At 66.1% G+C, this 22,005-nt stretch carries 17 protein-coding genes; 7 read left to right on the forward strand and 10 right to left on the reverse strand.

Annotated elements, in window-relative coordinates; all coding sequences use genetic code 11:
• Nucleotides 1-59: 59 nt before the first annotated feature.
• Nucleotides 60-1,031, reverse strand: coding sequence for a hypothetical protein (locus J9314_RS19280; protein ID WP_246490506.1), 972 nt, complete (start codon nucleotides 1,029-1,031; stop codon nucleotides 60-62).
• Between the two features lie 180 nt (nucleotides 1,032-1,211).
• Here J9314_RS19280 and J9314_RS18555 point away from each other — a divergent pair, with 180 nt between their 5' ends.
• Entirely contained in the window at nucleotides 1,212-4,685 is a 3,474-nt protein-coding gene (locus tag J9314_RS18555) for a hypothetical protein (RefSeq protein WP_246490507.1), read from the forward strand.
• Nucleotides 4,686-4,720: 35 nt separating this feature from the next.
• On the opposite strand, the gene dsdA is transcribed toward J9314_RS18555, so the two are convergent.
• From dsdA to J9314_RS18570, 3 genes are read right to left on the reverse strand one after another with little or no spacing between them, the layout of a single operon-like run.
• Entirely contained in the window at nucleotides 4,721-6,076 is a 1,356-nt protein-coding gene (gene dsdA, locus J9314_RS18560; RefSeq protein WP_210603748.1) for a D-serine ammonia-lyase, read from the reverse strand.
• A 32-nt stretch (nucleotides 6,077-6,108) separates the two neighbouring features.
• Nucleotides 6,109-7,245 carry an SMP-30/gluconolactonase/LRE family protein gene (locus J9314_RS18565; RefSeq protein ID WP_210603749.1) on the reverse strand — a complete coding sequence of 379 codons (1,137 nt, stop codon included), beginning with the start codon at nucleotides 7,243-7,245 and terminating at the stop codon, nucleotides 6,109-6,111.
• Nucleotides 7,245-9,062 carry a flavin-containing monooxygenase gene (locus J9314_RS18570; protein WP_210603750.1) on the reverse strand — a complete coding sequence of 606 codons (1,818 nt, stop codon included), beginning with the start codon at nucleotides 9,060-9,062 and terminating at the stop codon, nucleotides 7,245-7,247. The genes J9314_RS18565 and J9314_RS18570 overlap by 1 nt, the downstream gene beginning before the upstream one ends.
• A gap of 160 nt (nucleotides 9,063-9,222) precedes the next feature.
• Between J9314_RS18570 and J9314_RS18575 the strand changes: the two genes are divergently transcribed.
• Entirely contained in the window at nucleotides 9,223-9,801 is a 579-nt protein-coding gene (locus tag J9314_RS18575; RefSeq protein WP_210603751.1) for a TetR/AcrR family transcriptional regulator, read from the forward strand.
• A gap of 3 nt (nucleotides 9,802-9,804) precedes the next feature.
• Here the strand turns inward: J9314_RS18575 and J9314_RS18580 are convergent, their stop codons facing one another.
• Both J9314_RS18580 and J9314_RS18585 read right to left on the reverse strand, forming a co-directional pair.
• Nucleotides 9,805-10,605 carry an SDR family NAD(P)-dependent oxidoreductase gene (locus tag J9314_RS18580; protein WP_246490508.1) on the reverse strand — a complete coding sequence of 267 codons (801 nt, stop codon included), beginning with the start codon at nucleotides 10,603-10,605 and terminating at the stop codon, nucleotides 9,805-9,807.
• Nucleotides 10,606-10,739: 134 nt separating this feature from the next.
• Nucleotides 10,740-11,336: an SDR family oxidoreductase gene (locus J9314_RS18585; protein WP_210603752.1), complete on the reverse strand. Its 597-nt coding sequence runs from the start codon at nucleotides 11,334-11,336 to the stop codon at nucleotides 10,740-10,742.
• A 54-nt stretch (nucleotides 11,337-11,390) separates the two neighbouring features.
• On the opposite strand from J9314_RS18585, the gene J9314_RS18590 reads away from it, so the two are divergent.
• Nucleotides 11,391-11,945, forward strand: coding sequence for a TetR/AcrR family transcriptional regulator (locus tag J9314_RS18590; protein ID WP_210603753.1), 555 nt, complete (start codon nucleotides 11,391-11,393; stop codon nucleotides 11,943-11,945).
• On the opposite strand, the gene J9314_RS18595 is transcribed toward J9314_RS18590, so the two are convergent.
• Nucleotides 11,935-12,900 (reverse strand): ABC transporter substrate-binding protein, encoded by a 966-nt coding sequence (locus tag J9314_RS18595; protein WP_210603754.1) that lies wholly within the window; start codon nucleotides 12,898-12,900, stop codon nucleotides 11,935-11,937. The genes J9314_RS18590 and J9314_RS18595 overlap by 11 nt on opposite strands.
• 239 nt (nucleotides 12,901-13,139) lie before the next feature.
• Here J9314_RS18595 and J9314_RS18600 point away from each other — a divergent pair, with 239 nt between their 5' ends.
• Both J9314_RS18600 and J9314_RS18605 read left to right on the forward strand, forming a co-directional pair.
• Nucleotides 13,140-14,168 (forward strand): siderophore-interacting protein, encoded by a 1,029-nt coding sequence (locus J9314_RS18600; protein ID WP_210603755.1) that lies wholly within the window; start codon nucleotides 13,140-13,142, stop codon nucleotides 14,166-14,168.
• A gap of 98 nt (nucleotides 14,169-14,266) precedes the next feature.
• The gene (locus J9314_RS18605; RefSeq protein ID WP_210603756.1) at nucleotides 14,267-14,839 is read left to right on the forward strand and encodes an SAM-dependent methyltransferase; all 573 of its coding nucleotides are present in this window, start codon (nucleotides 14,267-14,269) and stop codon (nucleotides 14,837-14,839) included.
• A gap of 59 nt (nucleotides 14,840-14,898) precedes the next feature.
• Here the strand turns inward: J9314_RS18605 and J9314_RS18610 are convergent, their stop codons facing one another.
• Together J9314_RS18610 and J9314_RS18615 are read right to left on the reverse strand one after the other, a co-directional pair.
• Nucleotides 14,899-16,401, reverse strand: coding sequence for an FAD-binding oxidoreductase (locus J9314_RS18610; protein WP_210603757.1), 1,503 nt, complete (start codon nucleotides 16,399-16,401; stop codon nucleotides 14,899-14,901).
• 32 nt (nucleotides 16,402-16,433) lie between these two features.
• Nucleotides 16,434-17,801 carry an MFS transporter gene (locus tag J9314_RS18615; RefSeq protein WP_246490509.1) on the reverse strand — a complete coding sequence of 456 codons (1,368 nt, stop codon included), beginning with the start codon at nucleotides 17,799-17,801 and terminating at the stop codon, nucleotides 16,434-16,436.
• Between the two features lie 191 nt (nucleotides 17,802-17,992).
• Here J9314_RS18615 and J9314_RS18620 point away from each other — a divergent pair, with 191 nt between their 5' ends.
• Nucleotides 17,993-19,063: a DUF2332 domain-containing protein gene (locus J9314_RS18620; RefSeq protein WP_210603758.1), complete on the forward strand. Its 1,071-nt coding sequence runs from the start codon at nucleotides 17,993-17,995 to the stop codon at nucleotides 19,061-19,063.
• Nucleotides 19,064-19,245: 182 nt separating this feature from the next.
• Here the strand turns inward: J9314_RS18620 and J9314_RS18625 are convergent, their stop codons facing one another.
• The gene (locus tag J9314_RS18625) at nucleotides 19,246-20,460 is read right to left on the reverse strand and encodes a PucR family transcriptional regulator (protein ID WP_210603759.1); all 1,215 of its coding nucleotides are present in this window, start codon (nucleotides 20,458-20,460) and stop codon (nucleotides 19,246-19,248) included.
• A 201-nt stretch (nucleotides 20,461-20,661) separates the two neighbouring features.
• Between J9314_RS18625 and J9314_RS18630 the strand changes: the two genes are divergently transcribed.
• Nucleotides 20,662-21,993 carry an MFS transporter gene (locus tag J9314_RS18630; RefSeq protein ID WP_210603760.1) on the forward strand — a complete coding sequence of 444 codons (1,332 nt, stop codon included), beginning with the start codon at nucleotides 20,662-20,664 and terminating at the stop codon, nucleotides 21,991-21,993.
• Nucleotides 21,994-22,005: the final 12 nt, after the last annotated feature.

A 22,005-nucleotide genomic window follows, 5' to 3' on the forward strand; every position in this document is an offset into this window, starting at 1 on the left:
CAAATCCCGGCGGGCGAGCGAATCACCATGCCGTTGGGCCGCCTCGGCGAGGGTGATTCTCAGTCCTGCAGGCGGGTCGTGCCCTCATCGCCGCCCGAGGTGTTGAGCTGTTTGGCGTAGCAGCTGTCGGGTCCGAGACCGTGCGATGAGCACCAGGACAGGGCGTCCTCGGGATCGCTGTAGCCGATGCCGACGACGGTGACCCAGAAGTTGCTCTCCCTGAAGCTGCTGAAGTCACCGGACCAGACGAGCCTGACTCGCGGGTATTCCTCGCGCAGCTTTTCGTGCTCGTCGAGGATGTCCTGCTCTTTCCACGTCTTGCCCTCGGCCTCGAGGCCGACCTTCTTCGAACTCAGCTGCGGCACCCATTTCCCGTCGAGGTCGTCGGTGACCGCCTTGCCGTCGGTCGCGGCGAGCTGCTTGAGCGCCTCCTTCGGGTCGTCGGGAAGCTTCGACTCCGTCTCGGTGGGTTCAGGGTCCTCGCTCGCCGCGGCCGATTCGTCACCGGCGCCGGTCTGTTCACCGGTCGGTTCGTCGGTCGGGGCGACAGCGGCGTTGTCATCGGAGTCCCGGGGGAACAGGTTCGCGGCTCCCCACCCGATGCCGACGCCGAGGACGATGACGACCACGGCGAACAGCGCGATCAGCCCGCCGCGCTTCTTCGGCGCGGGGCTTGCCTGCTGCTGGTAGGGGTACTGACCCTGCTGAAACTGCGGTCCGGTCTGCGGGTAGTGCGGCTGACCCTGGGAGTATGACTGCTGACCCTGCGGGTAGGGCTGAGCACCCTGGTTGTATGCCTGCTGGATCGGTCGTTGGTTCGGCTGTCCGCTCTGCGAATGGGGTGCCTGGACGTAGGGGCGCGACTGCGGCTGGGCAGGCCCGCTTTGCTGGTGGGGCGGCTGCGGTCCCGGCTGCGGCGCGCCCCACCCGTTGTTCGACTGCGGGGCGGGTTGCGACGACCATTGGCTGCCCGACCGGTCGTTGACGTCCCACTCGTTCTCATCTCCGCGTCCGGGAGGGTTCGCACTCATCGGCAACTCCAGATCGTTCAGTCGCTCACGCTTTGTCTCAGAGTAAGTCGTGAAAATAACTTCCTCTGCTTTTACAGCCTAATATAAGTTGGGTACTACATATGACCTGCAGCGTTCCGATAGTTGAACGATTTAAATTACTATTCGGAAACTTCCGGCAACGGCACTTGAGGACTGAGCATGACCGACCCTTCCGACGAGACCACTCCCGAAACACCGTCGAGCCCGAAGAGCCCAGATGAGAAGCGGCCCGCCGACAACACGGCGGACAGCTCGAAGAAGTCCACTCAGCCTTCGAAATCGAAGGACTCGAAGAAGGACGCTTCGACGAAATCGGGCAAGTCGAAGAAACCCGGTGGTTCGGCGAATACGGACCGCTCGACCGAACAGGGTGATTCGGCGACGACGGAGAGTGCCGTCACCGAGACCGCCGACGAAACGGTGACCGCCGAGAGGTCCGAGGTCGCCGACGAGCCAGACGCCGTTGCCGACCCCGAGGCGAATCCCGAAGCCGCCGACGACCCCGAAGCCGATCCGACCGAGGAGACTGCTCGGTGGGCTCCACCGGCCGAGGGCCAGTCCGGCGGTTCCGCAGCGACGCCCTCGGTCGACTACTCTGCACCGGCTCCTCCTCAGTCAGCTCCGAACCCGTCCGGAGCGGGGACCTATTCTCCGAGCACTGATCCCTACGTCCAGGGCACTGCCGGGTATGCACACGGAACCGATCCCTACGTCCAGGGCACTGCCGGGTATGCACACGGAACCGATCCCTACGGACAGAGCTCGTACGCACAGGGTTCGGGGCCTTTCCCTCAAACCTCAGGCCCCTATCAGCAGGGCTCGGAACCCTTTCCGCAGGACTCGGGGCCGTTCGCCCCCGGAATGGCACCCCATCCTCAGGCCTCGGGGCCGGTGCCCTACCCAGCCGGGCCGGGACAGCCGGGGAATTCCACGACGTCACGGTTCACCTCGGCGCTGGCGAAGGGTGCCACCTGGCGCACCGCGCTCATCCCACCGGGGATCGCCCTCCTCGGCGGGATCGTCTCCGCGATCATCCTCACGGTGATCCTTGCGTCGATGCAGGACTTCTCGTCCATGTCGGAGGACGTCGGGTTCGACCTCGACGGACTCAGCTATGCCATGCCGTTCATCCTCCTCGCCCTGTCCCTCTTCGGGTCCGCGGTGCTGCGGTTGGACATCCACGCTCCTGACACCTTCGATGCGAAGCTGAACATCTTCATGTCCGGGGCCCCGCTGGTGCTCACCATCCTCGTCATCGGCCTGCTGTGGTGGATGACGAAACTCAGCGAACGGAGAGCACCGTCACCGAACCGAGTCGCCACGTGGATCCGAATCGCGGTCTCGACGCTGACGATGACCCTCGTGCTCTTCCTTCTGCAGCTGATCTTCGCCGCCCGCTTCTCGAGCTTCGAAAGCGACGGCACTCTGACCTTCTCGTTCTCGGCGATCACCGCTAGGTCGTTCTTCCTGCCCCTTCTCGCCATTCTCATCACGAGCATCGCCGGCCGTGTCGCCGGCCATTTCAAGGGCACCGAAGCCATCGGCGCTCCGTTCCTGCGCTGGGCCGTGCCGCCGCTGCTGGTCACCTGGGTCCACCTCGTCGTCACCGTCGGCCTGTTCTCCGTCGTCGCGCTCTTCGTGCTCCCGTTCTCGGTCGATATGCCGGGACAGCTGGTGCCGCTGACCTTCGTCAACATGGGGCTCATCCTCACATCGCTGACCCACCTCGGCGGGATCAGTGCCACAGCGCAGGGTGACCTCGGCTTCTATTCGGACAGCTTTTCGGAGAACTTCACGATCTTCAGCCGTGATGCCCCCGGCCAGCTCTGGCTGGGTCTGCTCGTGGTGGTCGTGACGGTGCTGATCTCGACCTTCGTCGCCACCGTCGTCCGACGTCCCTCGTGGACCGTCGTCGAGGCGGACAAGCAACAGTGGGCGAGCGCGTGGAAACTGCCCCTGGCGTTCTGCCTCGTATGGGGACTGCTGTCGCTGCTGGCGATTCCGATGCGGATGTCGATGTCCGGATCCGCCGAGGCGGCCATGTTCTTCGGCGGTTCCGGTGCGGCCCGTGCGGGCATCGGTCCGCTCGCGTGGACGTTCCTCATCTTCGCCGTGTGGGGCGGAGTCATCGAGGTCCTCTCGCGCACGCTCGGCCCCCGGCTCGTGCTCACCTTCCCGGCGATCGCACGGATCGCCGCCGGCCGTGCCGTGCACCCGCACTGGGGTCCCCACCTGGGCATGAGCGAGCCGCGCTTCGCATTCGTCCATCCCGATCTCGCCAGGGCGGCTGTGCCGACGGCACCGCCGATGGCGCCACCACCCGGGTCGACTCCTGCCTACGGCTCCCAGCCCGGTGCGGGCCAGCAGCCCTACCCGTCACCGCCCAGTCAGCCGCCCCAGGGGACTCCAGCGGGTCAGGCTCACAATGGGACTCCCGCAGGCGCACAGCCCTACGGGTCTGCATCGGGCCAGCAGGCGTACGCCGCGTCACCGGGAGCGTTCGGTTCGTCGCCAGCAGGGTTCGGTTCCGCCGACGGGACTCAGCCTTATGGTGCAGCTCCTGCGAAGCCCTTCGACAAGAGGAAGGCGACGCTCGTCTCCGTCGTCGCCGGCGGCGCGGTCCTCCTCCTCGTGGCTGCGCTCATCGTCGTCACCCAGGTCAACGGTCACATGTTCGGGCCCGAGGCGACAGCGGAGAAGTACTTCTCGGAGCTCTCCGACGGCGACGCGGAGGGTGCGCTCAAGGTCGCCGACGTCGATGTCCCGCAGGAGTCACGGACCCTGCTGACGAACGACATCCTCGGCGGGGCCAAGGCTCTGCCCGGCGATGTCACCGTCGGCGATGCCGACATCTCCGGCGACACGGCCACGGTCGAAGTCACCTACGATGTCGGCGGCTCCAAGGGCAACAGCACGCTGACCCTGCACAAGGCCGGCAAGAAGGCGCTGTTCTTCGACGACTGGGCACTCGAAAGCCCCGAACTGCTCACCCTCGCCGTCGACACCCCCGGCCTGCAGAAGGTCAAGGTCAATGGGATCGACGTCGACACCGACGGTTCGGCCCTGGCACTGCCGGCCTTCCCCGGCCTCTACACGATCGGTCTGGCCGAGAAGTCCGACCTCATCACCGCCGATCCCGTCGAGGTGCGCGCCTTCCTCGGTGATGACGCTGACTCCGATGCTGAGGGCGAGGACGTGCCGCGGCTTTCCGCCCAGCCCTCCGACGCCTTCCGCACTGAGGTCGACAAGCAGGTCAAGACACTCATCGACAGCTGCGCGAAGAAGACGGTCGCCCAGCCCGACGGATGTCCGTTCGGCTCGTCCCTTGCCGACAGCTACGATGCCACCGGCCTGAAATGGTCGATCTCGTCGTATCCGACGGTGACCGTCGCCGATGACACGGCCGGCTCCGACGGCTATTCGGACCCGGCGGATGCGACCGGCCCCAACGGCGGGCCGGCATGGCTGATCTCTTCGGATTCCTCGGGTGAGGCGCTCGTGACCGGCAGCTACGACGGCTTCGACGATGACGAGCCCTTCGATGACACCGTGACCTTCGACCTCAACGGCACGGCCGAGATCGTCGACGGCAAGGTCGTCATCACCGTCAGCGATGATCCCTGGGACTGGTGACCGAGGCAGCGTGAGCCCGGCCCGGGGCACGCCGTTCAGTCGACGAAGATCGCCGAGGCGGGGCTGCTGATCCGTTCGACGAGCCCCAGTCCTTCGTCGACGTAGGCTGCGCGCTCGTCGGCGGGGACCATCGCCCCACCGGTGAGCCATACCAGGTGGACCCCGGTCGCGGACTGAGCCGCCACGTCGCCCATCCGCCACGGAATGGTCAGCCCGGCGGTCGCGGAGGGTTCGACATCGATGCCTTCGGTTTTATGGAGCACCCCGACTCCCGCGCGGATGACCTCGTCGGGGACCGCGGCGAAACCGGAGATGAGCGGCCCGATCGTCGGTCCGATGAAGCGTGATGGTCGGGCGACTGCGAGCCCGTCGGCAGCGGTGGCTCCGGACAGCCCGATGTCCTGGACGGAGATGCCGCTGTGCCGACCGGTGCGCACTCCGAGGAACATCGCGGGCGCCTGGCTCGGTTCGACGAAGACGCAGCGCACCGCAGCGCCGAAGACGCGTCTGAGCCCGAAGGTCACTCCCCCGGGTCCGCCTCCGATTCCGCACGGCAGATAGACGGTGAGCGGATTCTGCTCGTCGATGGCCACTCCGGCGGCCGCGAACTGACGCTCCAGCCGCAGGGCAGCCACCGAATATCCGGCGAAGAGGCTCACCGAGTCCTCGTCGTCGACGAAGTGCGTGTTCTCGGAGGCCTCGGCCGATGCACGGCCGGCCTCGACGGCTTCGACGAAGTCGCCGGCATGTTCGATGACGTCGACTCCGTGGTCGCGCAGCATCGTCTTCTTCCATTCCCGAGCGTCGGCTGACATATGCACCGAGGCGGCGAAGCCGAGGCGAGCGCTCAGAATCCCGATCGACAGTCCGAGATTGCCGGTCGAGCCCACGACGATGCGGTTGTTCGCGGCGATCTCACGAAACTCACGAGTCGAATAGGTGGCGGGATCAAGAGCGTCGAGTCCGTGGTCGGCGGCGACCGCCTCGGCGAATTCGAGCACCTCGTGGAAGCCGCCGCGGGCCTTGATCGACCCGCTCACCGGCAGGGAGTCGTCGCGTTTGAGCCACAGCCGTCCGCCCAGCTCGGATCCGAACAGACCGTCGAGGCGATGCTGCGCCGCAGGTGCCGGAATCAGGGCCGATTCGATCATTCCGCCGCGGGCCTCGGGGAATGCCGATGCGAGCTCGGCCGGGACCGTTGCCGTTTCCGGGAAGGTCTCGGCGAACCAGGGGGCGAAGCGGTCGAACCGGGCCGCCGCGGAGTCCATGACGTCGGCGAGATCGGGCAGGGCCGCCTCGGTGGGGCTGGACCGAACCCATATGGTCGGACGGCCCGTTGCCAGGGATCGGATGATCTCGTCGGTGCTGAGTTCGTCAGGCAGTTCGCTCATGCACCGATGTTAGCCGGGCCAGACGCAGATGCTCAGCCTCCGTTGGATTGTCGTGTGCCCTCCCCCAAAGCATCGAAGCGGTAGACGAAGCCGCCTTCGGGCCCGCTGACGGTGACGTAGGCGTCGTCGGTTCCCGGTCTGATGGCGATGTTCGTCGCGGATTCGAGTTCATCGTCGCCGTCGGGGATGCGGACCGTGGCCAGGTGCTGGCCGTGACGACTGTGTACGCGGATCTCGGGGATGCCATGCATCGCCTGATAGACATTACCCTCGGCATCGATCCCGTTGGAGTCCGTCTGAGCCGCGCCGCCGTCGATGTGGATCGCAGTGTGCCCCGTGGTCACCGCCGTATGGTCATCGTTGAGCAGGAGTCGGTCGATCCGGTCGGCATCGAGCTGACTGACCCAGAGCTCATCATCGTCGGGACCGAGTGAGATCCCGTTGGGATTCGGTTGTCGCTTCGCCAGAACGGTGGCCTCGGAGCTGTCGGCATCGATGCGAATGACCCTGCCTGCGGGTTCCGCATCCGGATAGGCGGTCGCAGCAGAGTCCGAGACGAAGAGGTTCCCATCGGAATCGAAGGCGAGGTCGTCCGGGTGCATCTGTCGCCCCTCGACATCTCCTTCGAAGACCGTTCTCGCATCATCTCCATCGGATCCGACGGAGATGATGCGCCCTCCGGCATAGTCCGTGAGATAGAGCCTGTCATCGTTCGGCCCCCACTGTGCTGAGGTGAATGCGCTCTTGTCATCGGTATGGAACCGCGTCACCCGGTCGGAGTCGAGATCGATGCGCATCACCTTGTCTCCCCGCGCCGGGGCCGTCACATCGACGAGGAGCAGGTTACCCTCATCGTCGAATGTGGGCCCCTCCAACAGAGTCATGCCCGTCTGCTCATGCGGCTCGCTGACCTTGAGGACTCTCTCCGCAGTGATCTCCTCGACGGCTGAGAGCTTGGCTTCTGCGGCAGGCCCTGCACCGGAGTCTGCGGTACAGGCCGTCAGCGCCACCACGGAGACGAGGACGCCACCGGTCAGACCAGAGGATCGTCCACGCGAGAACCGCGCACGACGGCTCGTCGAGTGCGCCGCCGACCGGATGGTCGACTCGTCCTCAGTGCCGCTCGAGCGCGACGGACCGGCAACCGGGGTGGCATCACGGTCGAACATCAGGCCACCGTGCTTTCGACTTCACACGACACGAGCACCTCGGAGAGGCGCTCGGACCTCCACTGCGCCAGCAGCCGGTGGAAGGCGATGGGCCCGGGACCGTAGGAGTTCGACTTCCCGGTCCTTGCCCCTTCGCCGTTGTAGTAACCAGGCGTGCATTCGTCGAGGAAGGCAGAGTTGTCGGCAGCGACCTCGCGGATGGTCTCACACCATTCCTGCTCCGCCTCCGCGGTCGGTTCGACGCGGCGAGCGCCCGCGTGCCTGGCGGCCGCGATCACAGCGGTGATGTGTTGGGCCTGTTCTGTGAGGATGTGGACGAAGTTGACCGCGTTCGCGTTCTGCAGCGATCCCAGGTGGAAGAGATTCGGGAACCCGTGTGAGTAGAATCCGTGAAGTGTCCTCGGCCCCTGCGCCCACGCATCGAGCAGTTCGACTCCGTGACGGCCATACACCGGAAGAGTGCCCGAGATGACGCCTGAGACACCGGTCTCGAATCCGGTGGCGAAGATGACGCAGTCGACCTCGTAATCATCGTCGCCGACGACCACCGAATTCACAGTCATGCGAGTGACCCCACCGTGGTCCGCGGTGTCGACGAGCGTGACATTGGGCCGATTGAAGGCCTGCAGGTATTCGTCGCTGAAGCCGGGTCGCTTGCACATATACCTGTACCAAGGTTTGAGCGCAGCGGCAGTTGTGGGGTCGGCGACGACGGAATCGACGCGCTCGCGGATCTGCTCCATCTTCGCGAAGTCGGCGAGCTCGTCCCGTCTTTCCCTTTCCGTCGGTTCGAGAGTCGTATCCACCGCACCGCTGATCATCTTCCGCTGCAGTCTCGCAGTGGATGTCCAACCGTCCTGGGTGAGGTCCTCATCCACTTCCTCCCCGGACAGGATGGAGAGGAAGTTCTCCATCCGCTCACGCTGCCACCCCGGCCGCAGGTTCGCCGCCCATTCGGGGTCCGTCGGTCTGTTGTCGCGCACGTCGACCGACGACGGAGTCCTCTGGAAGACGAACAGCTGCTCAGCGTCGCGGGCCAGGTGCGGAATCACCTGCAGTCCAGTGGCACCGGTGCCCACGACTCCCACACGCTTGTCTGCCAGGCCCGTAAGACCGCCCGAAGCATCGCCGGCCGTATAGCCGTAATCCCATCGGCTGGTGTGGAAAGTATGCCCACCGAAGTCCTCGATCCCCGGTATGCCGGGCAGCTTGGGCTGAGTCAGCGTTCCGGAGGAGACGATGACGTAGCGAGCGCGCATACTGTCACCACGGTCAGTGCTCACGATCCATTCGTCGACGTCCTCATCCCAACGCATCTCGGTAGCGCGGGTGTGGAAGGCGGTATCACGATAGAGGTCGTAGTGCTCGGCAATCGCGATCGCGTGCTGCCGAATCTCCTCGCCGGGAGCGTAGCGCTTACTGGGCACTGTGCCCAGTTCCTCAAGCAGCGGCATGTAGACATATGACTCGATGTCACAGTGGATACCTGGGTAGCGGTTCCAATACCAGGTGCCTCCGACATCACCGGCCTCATCCATGATCCGCATCGATTCGACTCCGGACTCTCGCAGACGCGCCGCGCTGACCAACCCTCCGAAGCCGGCACCGATCACCAGCACTTCGACACGATCGGCCACAGGGCCCCGCTCCGCTCTCGGCGTATAGGGATCGTGGGCGTAGTAGCCGAACTCTCCCGCAGCGGCCAGGTACTGGGAGCTGCCATCCGGTCGAATCCTCCGATCGCGCTCTGCGCGGTATTTCTCGCGCAAGGCGTCGGGGTCGAAGGGGAGCTCCGTGAATCCCGAAGGAGCGGTCATAGCAATGGGCCTTTCCCCGAAGGCCCGCACGGTCAGTGCGGACGATCCAAACCGTACATATATGTACGTTTCGTACGCAAGCTGGGGCCCGAGATTTCCACCCGATCGGCCCCACACACCGTCCAGCGCTGCGGCCCGTCACCGCTGATAGCATGCAGCCATGACCGAGGTTCCCCATCGACGCGATGCCGCCCGCAACCGCGGCCTCCTGCTCGACGCCGCCCGCCGCGTCGTCGCCGAACGCGGCACCGAAGTCCCCCTCGATGAGATCGCTCGCGAGGCTGGTGTGAGTCGCACCACCCTCCACCGCCATTTCGCGAACCGAGAAGACCTGGCACTTGCTGTGCTGCGCGACAATGTGGTTGACATCGAGCAGCGCGCGTCCTCCCTCGCCGACGTACCCGACGGGGCGGTGCAGCTCTACCACTACCTGCTCGACGTCCAGCTCGAAGTACCCTGGCTCGCTCAGATAATCTCGCGGGACCCTCGAGATGGAGTCAGCACTCGAGCGACGAGCGAGCTCTCCGAACGAACGCTCGCCGCCCTTGGACCACTCGTCGAGGCAGCGCACAGAGAGGGCCTGCTGCATCCGTCGGTGACGGCCGCGGACATGCTCCTCACCCTCCCGATGGCGATGACCGTTCTCGTCATGGACCGTCAGGCTCGCACAGGCCCCTCAATCGATCGCGTCCGCACAATCCTCCATCGGGGGCTGTTCACCACCGAACCGCCGAAGTGACTTCTACTGCACCGACCAACCGCCGTCCGAGGGCAGGACGACGCCGTTGACATTGCGCGATTCCGCACTGAGCAGCCAGGTGATCGACGCCGAGATGGCCTCGGGTCCAGCGATCGGCGGGATCATGCGCATGAAGGGCCCGAGGCGCTGCTGCGAGTATTCTGAGGCGAAGGCACCTTCGATACCTGTGGCGACCGGCCCCGGCGCCACAGCGTTGACACGGATGCCTTCGGATCCGTACAGGAACGCGGCGCTGCGGGTCAGTCCGACGATCGCGTGCTTGGACACGGTATAGGCTGTGCCCGCCGCGTTCCCACGCAGCGAGGCCTCGGATGCGACGTTGACGACGGCACCTCCGGAGCCCGCGAGCATTCGCGAAACGACAGCGCGGGTGAGCCGGAAGGGCCCATCGACGTTGACTGCCATCACTCTCTGCCAGATTTCGTCGTCTGTCTCATGAAGCGGCCGATGACCGTCTGTGATGCCGGCGATGTTGGCCAGCCCCGCAATCGGCGAATCCCCGATGGAGTCGACGACGTCCTTGATATCCTGTTCGTCGGTGACATCTGCACGTACGGTGACGACCCTCTCCCCCGAAGGCATTGACTCGAGCTCGGAGAGACGGTCATGGGAGATGTCGACGGCGATCACGCGACCCCCTTCGGCGAGGATCTGCAGCGCCGTCGCGCGGCCGATGCCGGAACCGGCTCCGGTGACGATGACAGTCTGTCCGGCAAAACGCTGCGCACCTTCCTCGAAGTTCTGCGGCGTCGCTGTCATCTGTTCTGCTGTGCTGTTCGTCATTTCGTGTTCCTTTCCTCCTGGTGTTGCGCAGTGCCTGAATGTGTGGGCCGACGCGTGGCTGCGCGTCCATGCGTCTGGCTGGGTGGTTCCGCGTCGGACCGGACGGTCCATTCGGAGTCGACCGGCGAATTCCGTCAGCTTTCGTCCCCGGGCACGCTGGAACCCGCACGGACGCCGCCGACCACTCCGCCATCGACGAGGAGGTCCGCGCCGGTGATGAAACTCGCTTCGGGGCCGAGCAGGAAGGCCGCCGCAGCGGCGATATCGGACGGAGTGCCGATCCGGCCGGTGCCGGAACCGTCGATCATCGCCCGCATCGCCTCACCGGACTCTCCGCTGAGCTCCTGCTGCCCCATCGGAGTGGAGATCACTCCGGGACTGATGCTGTTGATCCTGCCGCCTCGCCGACCCCAGATCGGACTCGCCGCGCTGACACGCAGCTGATTGGCACGTTTGGCGATGCCGTAGGCGGCCCCCGAATCCGAGAGGCCCCGCATCATCGGCAGTGAGAGGAGTTCCGCGGTGGGCGTGAGCGCCAGGGCGGTCTCCCCTTCCGCGGTCATCCGCCCGGCGACGAGCCATCCGGCCATGCTGCTGATGACGACTCCCGACCCTCCGGGAGCGATCACTGCTCCGAACTCGTCGAGACTGTTGGCGACGCCGATCAGATCGACGTCGAGCACGGCGGCGACGTCGACCTGTTCGGGCGAGAGGCCCGCGGTGTGGGCCACGTGCGCCACAGACCCGAGGGAACCGGCCCTCCCGGCGAGTCGTTTCGCAGATCCGTGCTGGAAGCCACGAAGACTCTGCTCATCAGCGATGGCTACGAGCAGATATCGGTAGGTGAGATCGCCTCATCGGCGGGCGTCGGCAAACAGACGGTGTACCGATGGTGGACGTCGAAAGCGGAGATCGTCGCCGAGGCGGTCCTGTCCGGTGTGATTCCGCTGGAGGCACGGGCGCCGACAGCAACCGACGACCTCGCCGCCGATCTCCGCACTCTCGTCGGGTGGTTCACCTCGAGCGTCGACGAACCGGGCGGTTCCGCCCTCATCAGGGCGCTTGCCTCGGCCGCTGCGGGAAACGAGGAAGTCGGCGAGCGGCTGTGGGAGAGATTCACTCTGCCGGCAAGGAGCGTCCTCACCCGGCGATTGCAAGACGGCGTCAGAGCGGGGGAGGTCCGCCATGATGCCGACATCACCGTCGCCGTCGATGCTCTGATCGGCTCACTGGTGTTCCTCGTCCTATCACGACAACCGGTCACGACTTCACGATTCGCAGCACTCACCGACGTCATCCTGCGGGGAATCACCGAGCCGGCGGATCACGTCAATCCTTGACGATCTTCTTCGCGCCGTCGATGACGTCGGCGAGTTCGACGAGCCATTCGGCGTAGCCGTCATAGGTGTAGGCGCGCTTATCGTCCCAGGTCCCCAGCTGTCCGGCCTTGACGGCGGGCAGGCTCTTGTACACCGGGTTGTCTTCGTAGTCGGCGGATGCGTCATGGACAAGGAGGACGTCGGCGGGGTAGTCGGACATCTTCTCCCAGGAGACCTCCGCCCAGCTGGAGTCATCGCTGGACTCGGGGCCGACGAGGGTGATGCCGTCCTCGCTGAGCATGTCCGCGATCCCGGAGCTCTTCGAGGTGTAGTTGAGCTCCGAGCTGAAGTTCGCCAGGAGCACGGTGAGCGATCCCTTCGACTTCGCGGTCTCGCGCACGCGTTTGCGGGCGTCCTCGTAGGACTGGCGCTTCTCAGCGATCTCGCCGGTCTCGGTCTCCTTGCCGAGCGCCTTCGCGATGGCCGCGTACTGGGCGAACATCTGGTCGGGAGTCTGTTGGGCGAGTTTGACGGGAACGAACTTCACGAGGTCGGTGACCTGGTTCTTCACCTTGTCGTCCCACCAGGTCCACCCGTCGCCCTTCTCATTGCCGTAGGCGACCATGATGTCCGGTTCGGCGACGGCGAGCTTCTCGAGGTCGAGCTCCATATCGGTGCCGACGACCTCGACGCCGTCCGAGTCGAAGGACTTGCCCGGGGATTCGTTCTGGCCGAACCCGAAGACCGCGACCGGCTTAATGCCGTACTGAGCGAGCCCGGCCGCCGAGTAGAAGTCTGCGGCGATGCGTTCGGCGGGTTTGTCGAGTTCGATCGTCAGTCCGTCATAACCCTCGGGCGAGTAGGAGAAGTTCCGTGTCGATCCCGTGGCCGCGGCATCCCCACCCTTCTCGTCGGCGCAGGCGACGAGGGCGAAAGGAGCGAGAACTGACAGGGCGAGGAGCGAACGGCGATGCATCGAGAGCCTTTCGGTGGTGGTGAAGTCGCTGGTGACAGGGTTGTCGATCGAGACGATCGCAGTTCGGATGTGATCGATCTCAACAGGTTCGCGATCACATTAACACTATTTGGAAAGGCTAGCCTTACTACTTTGGCGTAGAGTGGGGGTGGACGGTCAGCCGTCCCCGACTGCTGCACCTGCGATCCAGAGTCGATCGTGGGACGAACCCGAGGACCTCGGGTAGTGAAGGAGAAACTGTGTCACGAGCACCCATCGGCGGCTTCGAAGCCACGGTCATCGCCGTCGAGGACCTCAGCCCCTCGTTCCGCCGCATCACGTTCGGCGGTCCCGGACTGTCCGGCTTCGGCCCCAAGACGCATCCGCGGGATCTGCGCATCAAACTCATCATCCCTCCGGCCGGGGCGACCGCACCTGAGTTCGACCTCCTCGGCTTCCTCACCGAACAGGAGGAGGCCGGCGTCTCCTGGTACCAGGCCTGGCTGCAGGTCGACCCGGCTGTCCGCGGGGCGATGCGCACCTACACCGTGCGGGAATGGCGCGATGACGAACGCGAACTCGTCGTCGACATGGTGCTCCACACCGATGAGCACGGGCATTCGGGTCCCGCCGCCCAGTGGGCCGAGATCGCCGAGGTCGGGCACTCACTCCACATCATCGGACCCGCCCGGGACTTCGACGGCCCCTACGGCGGCATCGAATTCGCGCCCGGAGATGCCCACCAGATCCTCCTCGCCGGCGACGAGACCGCGGTGCCGGCGATCGCCTCGATCCTCGACTCGATCAAGGACAGTGCTGTACGAGGCAAGGCCGTTCTCGAGATCCCCCGCGCCGAAGACATCATCGACCTCCCCGCTCCGACCGGTTTCGAAATCGAGTGGCTGCCGCGCGGCAATGCCGAGTTCGGGGCGATGCTCGAACCGGCCGTGCGTGAGGTCGTCCGGGCCGAGTCGAAGGCCCTCGCCGAGGTGGGGGCCGGCCAAGGTGCGTCCGCTGAGGGTTCAACTGCCGCGGAATCCCCGGCCCGCGAGCTCGAGGACGTCAACATCGACGAGGAGATCCTCTGGGATGTCCCGGCCGCGCTGACCCAGGCAGCCCAGGGCAGTTCGAGCGAGACCGAGAAGGACGCCCGCCCGTTCTACGCCTGGATCGCCGGCGAGGCCGGACCGGTCAAGCGACTGCGCCGCTACCTCGTCCAGGAGGTCGGAGTCGATCGCAAACAGATCGCATTCATGGGCTACTGGCGACAGGGCAAGGCCGAGGGCTGAGCCTGAGTTCACCCACTGCCCCGTTGGCGACCCCCGCGTTGAACCGATGCGGCAGTGTTGAGACCCCTATGCCCGACGGCTTGGCCTAGCCTGGTGTCATGACGCGACGCGACGGCTCGGCCGGAGATGCCGACTACGGAGTCATCGGACACGGCTACAGGAACTACCGACAGCCTGAACCCGCCTTCGCTGCGGCAATGACGACGTTCTCCGTCCACCAGTGGAGGGACCTTGAAGCAGGCTTGGCCGAACTGCGGCGAGTGGCATGCGGCCCGGTCGTCATCATGACGTGCGACCCTGATCTGCTCGAGCGGTTCTGGCTCACCGACTACGCTCCCGAGGCGATCTCGACCGAGGCGAGGCGCTATCCGTCGATCGAGCGGATCGCTGTCGGCCTCGGCGGCACGGTCGATGTGTCTCGGCTACCGATCCCCCTGAACTGCGTCGACGGGTTCTCCGAAGCGTATTTCGGTCGACCCGAGATGCTGCTCGATCCCGGCGCGAGACAGGCGAATTCCGCGTGGAGCTTCGTCTCCGATGAGGCGGTCGCGCGCTTCGACACGGATCTTCGCCGCGACCTCGACGACGGCACCTGGGACTTACGATTCGGACACCTGCGGAACCAGCCGAGCTTCGAGGGCTCGCTCGTCCTCATCGTCGCTAAGCCCTGAGGGCGGTACGCCGGGCGCGGCCCCGCGCCCGTTCCGGGCAGACCCGGGCACCGGCCAACTCAGATCTCGGCGAGCATCTTTCCCGGGTTGAGGATCCCCAACGGGTCGAGGGCGTTCTTCACGGCCAGTTGGATGCGGCGTGAACCCTCGTCGAGTTCGTTCGGCAGCCAGGCCCGTTTGAGGTAGCCGACCCCGTGCTCGCCGGTGATCGTTCCGCCGAGGTCGATGCCGATGCGCATGATCTCCGCGAAGACGTCCTCGGCCTTCGCGGTCTCCGACGCATCGCCGGCGTCGAAGAACACCGAGGGGTGCATGTTGCCGTCTCCGGCGTGCGCAACGAGGGCGATCTCGAGCCCGGAGGACTCCCGCAACGCGGCCAGCCGGTCGCAGAATTCGGGCACTGCCGTGCGCGGCAGGCACACATCATCGAGCAGCTGCCCTCCGCCATGAGCGTTGGCGAACTTCTCATACGCCGGTTGGATCATCCGGCGGGCGGTGATGAGGGCCGCGGAGTCGGTCGGATCGTCGGAGTACGCGACGTCGATGGCTCCGCAGGCTCGGGCCACCTCGGCGAAGGACTCCATCGCCGCCTCCGAATCGGTCGGCTTCTCATCGACCTGCATGATGAGCATGGCGCCGGCCTCGGCGTCGAGGCCGAAGTCGCCGTAGTCGTTGAGCATCCGCAGGCTCGCGCCGTCGAGGAATTCGAGCAGGCTGGGCACCCCGCCTGCGGCCATGAAGTCGGCCACGGTCTGCAGGCCGCTGCGCTCGTTCGGAAAGGTCGCGATCGCGGTGAACGGGTCGGGAAGTTTCGGGATGAGGCGCAGGGTCGCCTCGACGACGATGCCCAGCGTGCCCTCGGAGCCGATGAACAGGTGGCGCATGTCGAGTCCGGCCACGCCCTTCGCCGTCTGCGGGCCGAGAGTGGTGATGGCCCCGTCGGCAAGGACGACCCTCAACGAGCGAACGTAGTCCCTGGTGACGCCGTATTTGACGCAGCACAGTCCGCCCGCGTTCGTGGCGATGTTGCCGCCGATGGATGACAGCGCCACCGACCCGGGATCGGGCGGGTAGGACAGTCCGTATGGGGCGAGGTGGTCCTTGAGGTCCTGGTTGATGATGCCGGGTTGGACGGTGACGAGGCGTTCGGCCGGGTCGACGTCGATGACCTCGGTCATCTTCGACACGTTGAGCAGGATCGCCCCGGGTGAGGCGTTCGCCCCGCCCGAGATCCCCGACCGTGCGCCCTGTGGGACGACGGGGACGGAATGCTCGGTGGCGAAGCGCATGACCTCCTGCACATCTTCCGCCGAGGTGGCTCTGACCAGGGCGATCGCGCCCTCGCGAGGGCAGAACAGGGCTTCGTCGCCGGCGTGGGCGTCGATGACGTCGGGGTCCGTCGTCAGCGCGCCGTCGCTCAGTCGGGCGGCGAGATCGTCGAGTGGCGCCGTGGTTGAGCTGGCGGTCGGGTCCGCGGCCGGGTCAGCAGCTGAGGTGGCGGTCGGGGCGGCCCGATCACCCGCACCTGTGTGACCGTCGGTTATCGTCTGCTCACTGCTCATGCTGACCTCCTCGAATCCGGGTCGACGCCGACTCATTTCCGTAGCGTCGCCTCCAGGTTATCGGGCGTTGGTGCGGCCTTGAGGATGAGGGTGACGATGCCGGCGGCGACCATCGCGGCGCCGACGACCCACATGCCGGCGTTCTGCGTTCCGGTGAGGTCGGCGAGCCAGCCGGTGATGTAGGGGGCGAAGAATCCGGCCGAATTGCCCAGCGAGTTGATGAGTGCGAGACCCGCTGCGGCACCGGCACCGGCGAGGAAGGTCTGCGGCAGGGGCCAGAAGGTCGGCAGTGCCGCACAGATCGCCATGCAGGTGATGGTCACGGCGATCATCGTGGTGAACGGCGAAGACAGGTAGAGGGCGATCGGGATCGCCACACCACCGACGAACAGCGGGATCGCCACGTGCCACACGCGTTCGTTCGTCCGGTCTCCGTGACGGGACCAGAAGTACATGGCGAGCGCGCCGAAGACGTAGGGGATCGCCGTGATGACACCGATCTCGACGATCGAGTACTCGACGCCGAAGGTCTCCTGGAAGCCCGAGATGATCGTCGGCAGGAAGAAGCTCATGGCGTAGAGGCCGTAGACCATGCCGAAGTAGACGAAGGACAGCGCCCACACGCGCGGCTGCAGCAGCGAGCGGCGGACCGGGTAGTGGAAAGTCTCGGCCTTGTCCTTCTCCTCGGCATCCATCGTCGCCTGCAGCCAGTTGCGCTCGTCGGCGCTCAGCCACTTCGCATCGCGTGGGTGGTCGGTGAGGTAGACGATGCACATGATGCCGAGCAGGATCGCCGGCACACCTTCGATGATGAACATGAACCGCCAGCCGGCGAAGGCCTCGAACACCGAATTGCCGCTCGAGATCAGCCAGGACGACAGCGGTGAGCCGATCACGCTCGAAAGCGGGATCGCGAGCATGAACAGCGCGGTGGCACGAGCGCGCATCGAAGTCGGGAACCAGTACGTGAGGTAGAGGATGACGCCCGGGAAGAATCCCGCCTCGGCGACACCGAGGAGGAACCGCAGCGCGTAGAGCCAGTAGTGATTGGGCACGAAGGCCATCGCGGCCGCGACGACACCCCAGCTGATGAGGATGCGGGCGAGCCAGATGCGAGCGCCGAACCTATGCAGCGCAAGATTCGAGGGCACTTCGAGAATGAGGTAGCCGAAGAAGAAGATGCCGGCGGCGAACCCGAACTGGGTCGCGTTCATCGCGAGGTCTTCGTTCATCCCGCCCGGGCCGGCGATGCCGAGGTTCGTGCGGTCGAGGTAGTTGATGAAGTACATCGCGATGATGAACGGAATGAGCCGGACGATGACCTTGCGCATCGTCCGTTTCTCCAGCGCCGAATCGGCTGGAGTCGCTCCGCTCACTGACGGGCTCACCTCGGATGACATGTGATCTCCCTCGATCAGGCCGGGCCACTGTGATGGCCGCTGACGACGCTATGGCAACACAGTACGTCAGCCGGGCCCTCCCGCCTAGCATTCGGGGCCGGGGTGCCGAATACCGGGACAGGGAAGGACGGCCTCGACAAGTTCGGCGCAGTGCCTCGCTAAGCTGAGTCCACAAAGACCGAAGGAGCCACATGCAGCCGATGACCGAGCTCGACGCCGAAACACTGCGCGACTACTACCGGACATTCGCCCGCGTCGAGGCCACCGACACCTCCCCGATCTACACCGCCTGGGCCGAGGGCGTCGCCGCCGACGACGAGATCATCGCCCGGCTCCTCGCTCTGCCCCGACCCAAACGCCAGGCCAACCTCCTGTTCGCAGCGGCACGCCACCTCGGTGCTGGTGAGAGGTCCTATGCGGATCTCCGATCGTGGCTGCTCGAGCATTGGACGCAGACGCGTGACCTCATGCTCGCGCGATCCACGCAGACGAATGAGGCGGGCCGGTGTGCGACGCTCCTACCGGCGCTGTCGCGGATCGATGGGCCGCTCGCGCTCATCGAGGTCGGCGCTTCAGCGGGGCTGTGCCTCTATCCCGACCGGTACAGCTACCGATACACGATCACCGAGGCGGCCGGTCCCGCCACCTCGGCGTGCACGGCCGAACCCGATCCTGCGCGAACTGTCCGGCTCGATCCGTCGAGCGGGCCGAGCCCCGTGCTCATCGACTGCGAATTGAGCAACGCTTCGGCGCCTCGTGGTCTGCCCGATGTCGCGTGGCGCGCGGGGATCGATCTCAATCCGATCGATATCACCGACGCCCGCGAGCGCGAGTGGCTGCGTTCGCTCGTCTGGCCCGAGCATGATGTTCGGCGCGAACGTCTGATCGCAGCGGCCGCGCTCGTTGCCGAGGATCCGCCGAGGTTGGTCCGCGGGGATCTGCTCGAGACGATCGAAGCCGTGCTTGCCGAGGTACCCGCCAGCACCCAGCCGATCGTGTTCCACAGTGCGGTGCTCGCGTATATCGGCGCCGAGGCGAGAGCCGAGTTCGAGACTCTCATGCGCTCGCGCGAGGACGTGGTGTGGATCAGCAACGAAGGGGCTCAGGTGCTGCCCGACATCGGGGCGCAGGTGGAGGCCGGCGCCTCGGGCGGGCACGCTGCCGACGGACGGTTCGTCCTCGCCGTCGATGGCGAGGCGATCGCTCTGACCGGGCCCCACGGTCAGAGCTACGAAGGGCTGGCAGATCGTGAGCACGCGTGAAGAGGTGCGCCAACCGGCCCGAGATCGCGGCTCTTCGCTGAGGTGCCACTCGCCCCGGAAATGGGCCTATGCTCGAGACCTCGGTGGAGCCAGAACGCTCGTTCAAGCCGGCGCGCAGATGTCGAACCGTGCACCTCGCGACAAATGCGCGCCGCCTTGAGCGAGGCGCAGCGGTCGCGAAATCACGCCCACCCGACGACCAGCCGGGCCGCCTCGGCGGGGATCGTCGGGTCTACACCGGTGACCTCGCCGAATCGGCGCAGACGGTTGGCCACGGTGTTGCGATGGCAGAAGAGTTCGGCCGCACTCGCCCCGATGCCCCCCGAGTGCAGATACGCACGCACGGCCTCGACCAGCCGCTCCCGCTCGGCCGCCCCGCACCCGGCGAGCGCCTCGTCGACGTCGGCGATGACCGAATTGCTCGCCTCACCGAGCGATCGCGACGCCAGCCTGGCCCAGCCTCGTCGCCAGGTCATCGCCCCGTCGTCATCGGGGTGCAGCACCTCGGCGAGGTCACGAGCGGTCAGCGCTGACCTGCGCAGATGAGCGATCTCGGGCGCGGTCGCCAATCCCACCCGCGCCTCGGCGATCCGCTGCTCGATGCCCTGGCCCTGCATCGTCGACGAGGTGAACGCGATGAGCACATCGCCGAGGTGGTGCGTGAAGACCTCGCCGCCCGAGCGTTCGACGTCGGAGACGAGCACCCGCAGTGCGGAGATGTCCTCCCCGCGGGCTGCGACGACGTGCAGGGTCGCAGCGGGGTCGATCCCCAGCGCCGAGGCGATCGTGGCCAACCGTTCCTCGCTCGGGTCGAGGTCCTGGAACAGTCCCGCGATGTAGCCCTGCCGCACCGAGGACTCCTCGGCGCGCATCCGCGCCAACTCGGCCGTGTAGGCCTGTTGGACTTGAGAGACGTATTCGTCGACGGTGGACAGGACGATGCCCGTGTGGCGGATGACGAGTTCCGCATCGTCCTGGCTCGCCACCCGGGTCAGCACCTCCCACAGCACGTTGAAGTCGTGCCGGATCGCCGTCATCAGCGCCTCCAGCGGGATGCCCGCCCGTGCTCGGGAGACCCCGACCTCGGTGGAGACCGCCACCGGTCCGTCGAAGCCGCCGGCCCGCAGCCCGTCGATGAGAGTGCGGAACGATGATCGCCCGGTTCGCCTCAGTTCGGAGACGGGGATCGGCGCAGGATCGTAGCCGGGGACGCGGACCACGCGGGTCATGAACCTCGCGGTCAGCTCGTCGATGTCGAGAGCGTCGAGGAGTTCGAGCCAGCGTCGCTCGTCTCCGGGCACAGGTCGATCCTGCAGCTGCCGGTCCCGCGTTTGCCGGTCCTGCTCCGGCTGATCCCGCACCTGCCGCTGGCCTTCGCTTCCCTCGCGCTCGTTCATCACACCCTCCAGAATATGTGCATCTGCACAAGTACGCCGACTGTTTCGGCGGCAAATGCGCCTGGATCAGGACATGTGACACTCGGTAAGGTCGAATCCAGCCGGTCGGCCCCGTCGACAGGCGCAGGCAATCACACCGGCAACACCGACCACCGGAACCGGCCGACCAGGCCGAATCCCCCGGACTCGACGGAGAGAAGTATGAGCGAACAGGACACCACGGCAGCCGCCGAGTTCAACGCCACCACGGAACTGAGCATCAAGGACGCGAACAAGGTCGCCGCCGGGGCGCTGATCGGCACCGCCCTCGAGTGGTACGACTTCTTCCTCTTCTCGGCCGCGGCGGCACTGGTCTTCAACGTCCAGTACTTCACCAGCGAGAACGCCACCGCTGCCGCCATGGCCTCCTTCGCCACCTTCGGTGTGGGACTCGCGGCCCGTCCCATCGGCGGTCTGATCTTCGGCCGGATGGGTGACAAGGTCGGCCGCCGCCGCGTCCTCATGATCACCATCGTCGGCATCGGCGTCGTCACCGGCCTCATCGGCCTCCTGCCGACCTACGCTGCGATCGGCTTCGCCGCCCCCACGCTGCTCGTACTCCTGCGCGTCCTGCAGGGACTCTTCGTCGGCGGCGAATGGTCGGGCGCGATGACTCTGGTCGTCGAGAACGCCCCGCTCCACCTGCGAGCCCGCTACGCCGCGATCCCGCAGATCGGCTCACCGATCGGCACGATCCTGTCCTCCGGCGGCTTCTTCATCATGACGCTGGTGTTCTCGCAGGAGAACTTCGACTCCTTCGGCTGGAGGATCCCGTTCCTCATCGCCCTCCCGCTGCTCGTCGTCGCCGTCTACCTGCGCGCCCGCCTCGAGGAGTCACCCGTCTTCCGTCAGCTCGAGGAGTCCGGCGAGGTCGAGAAGAGCCCGATCCGCACGACCTTCCGCGATTCCTGGAAGCAGATCATCATCGGCATGGCCGCGGCCCTGCTCGGCGTCGGCGGTTTCTACCTCGTCACCGCGTTCTGCGTCTGGTACGGAGTCAACGTCCTCGGCTACGACGACTCGCTCCTCCTGCTCGGCAGCATGGTCGCCGCCGCCGTCGAAATCGGTGCTCTCATCTGGGGCGGCGTCCTGGGTACCAAGTATGGAGCGAGCAAGGTGATCCTCTGGGGCGGAGTCGCCTCGGCGGTGGTGGCCGTTCCGGCCTTCTTCATGTTCGAGTCCGGGCAGCCGGTGCTCATCGTCATCGCCATGACCCTGGCCGTGTCCACCCTGTCCCTGCCCTACGCCGCCTCGGGCACCGTGCTCACCGGCCTGTTCCCCGCGACCACCCGCTACACGGGTGTGGGCATGGCGCAGAACGCGGCCGGAATGCTCTCCGGCTTCATCCCGCTGCTCGCCACCGGCTTCGTCGCCTCGGCCGGCGATCACTGGTGGCCGGCCGCCGCAATGCTCGTCTTCCTCTCCCTGTTCACCGCCTTCGCCGGACTCATCGCACCGAGGCTGAGCGTCGACCTCCCCGGCTTCAAGCACTGATACCGGCTCCGT

The organism is Brevibacterium oceani (assembly GCF_017948325.1).
Taxonomy (GTDB): Bacteria; Actinomycetota; Actinomycetes; order Actinomycetales; family Brevibacteriaceae; genus Brevibacterium; species Brevibacterium oceani.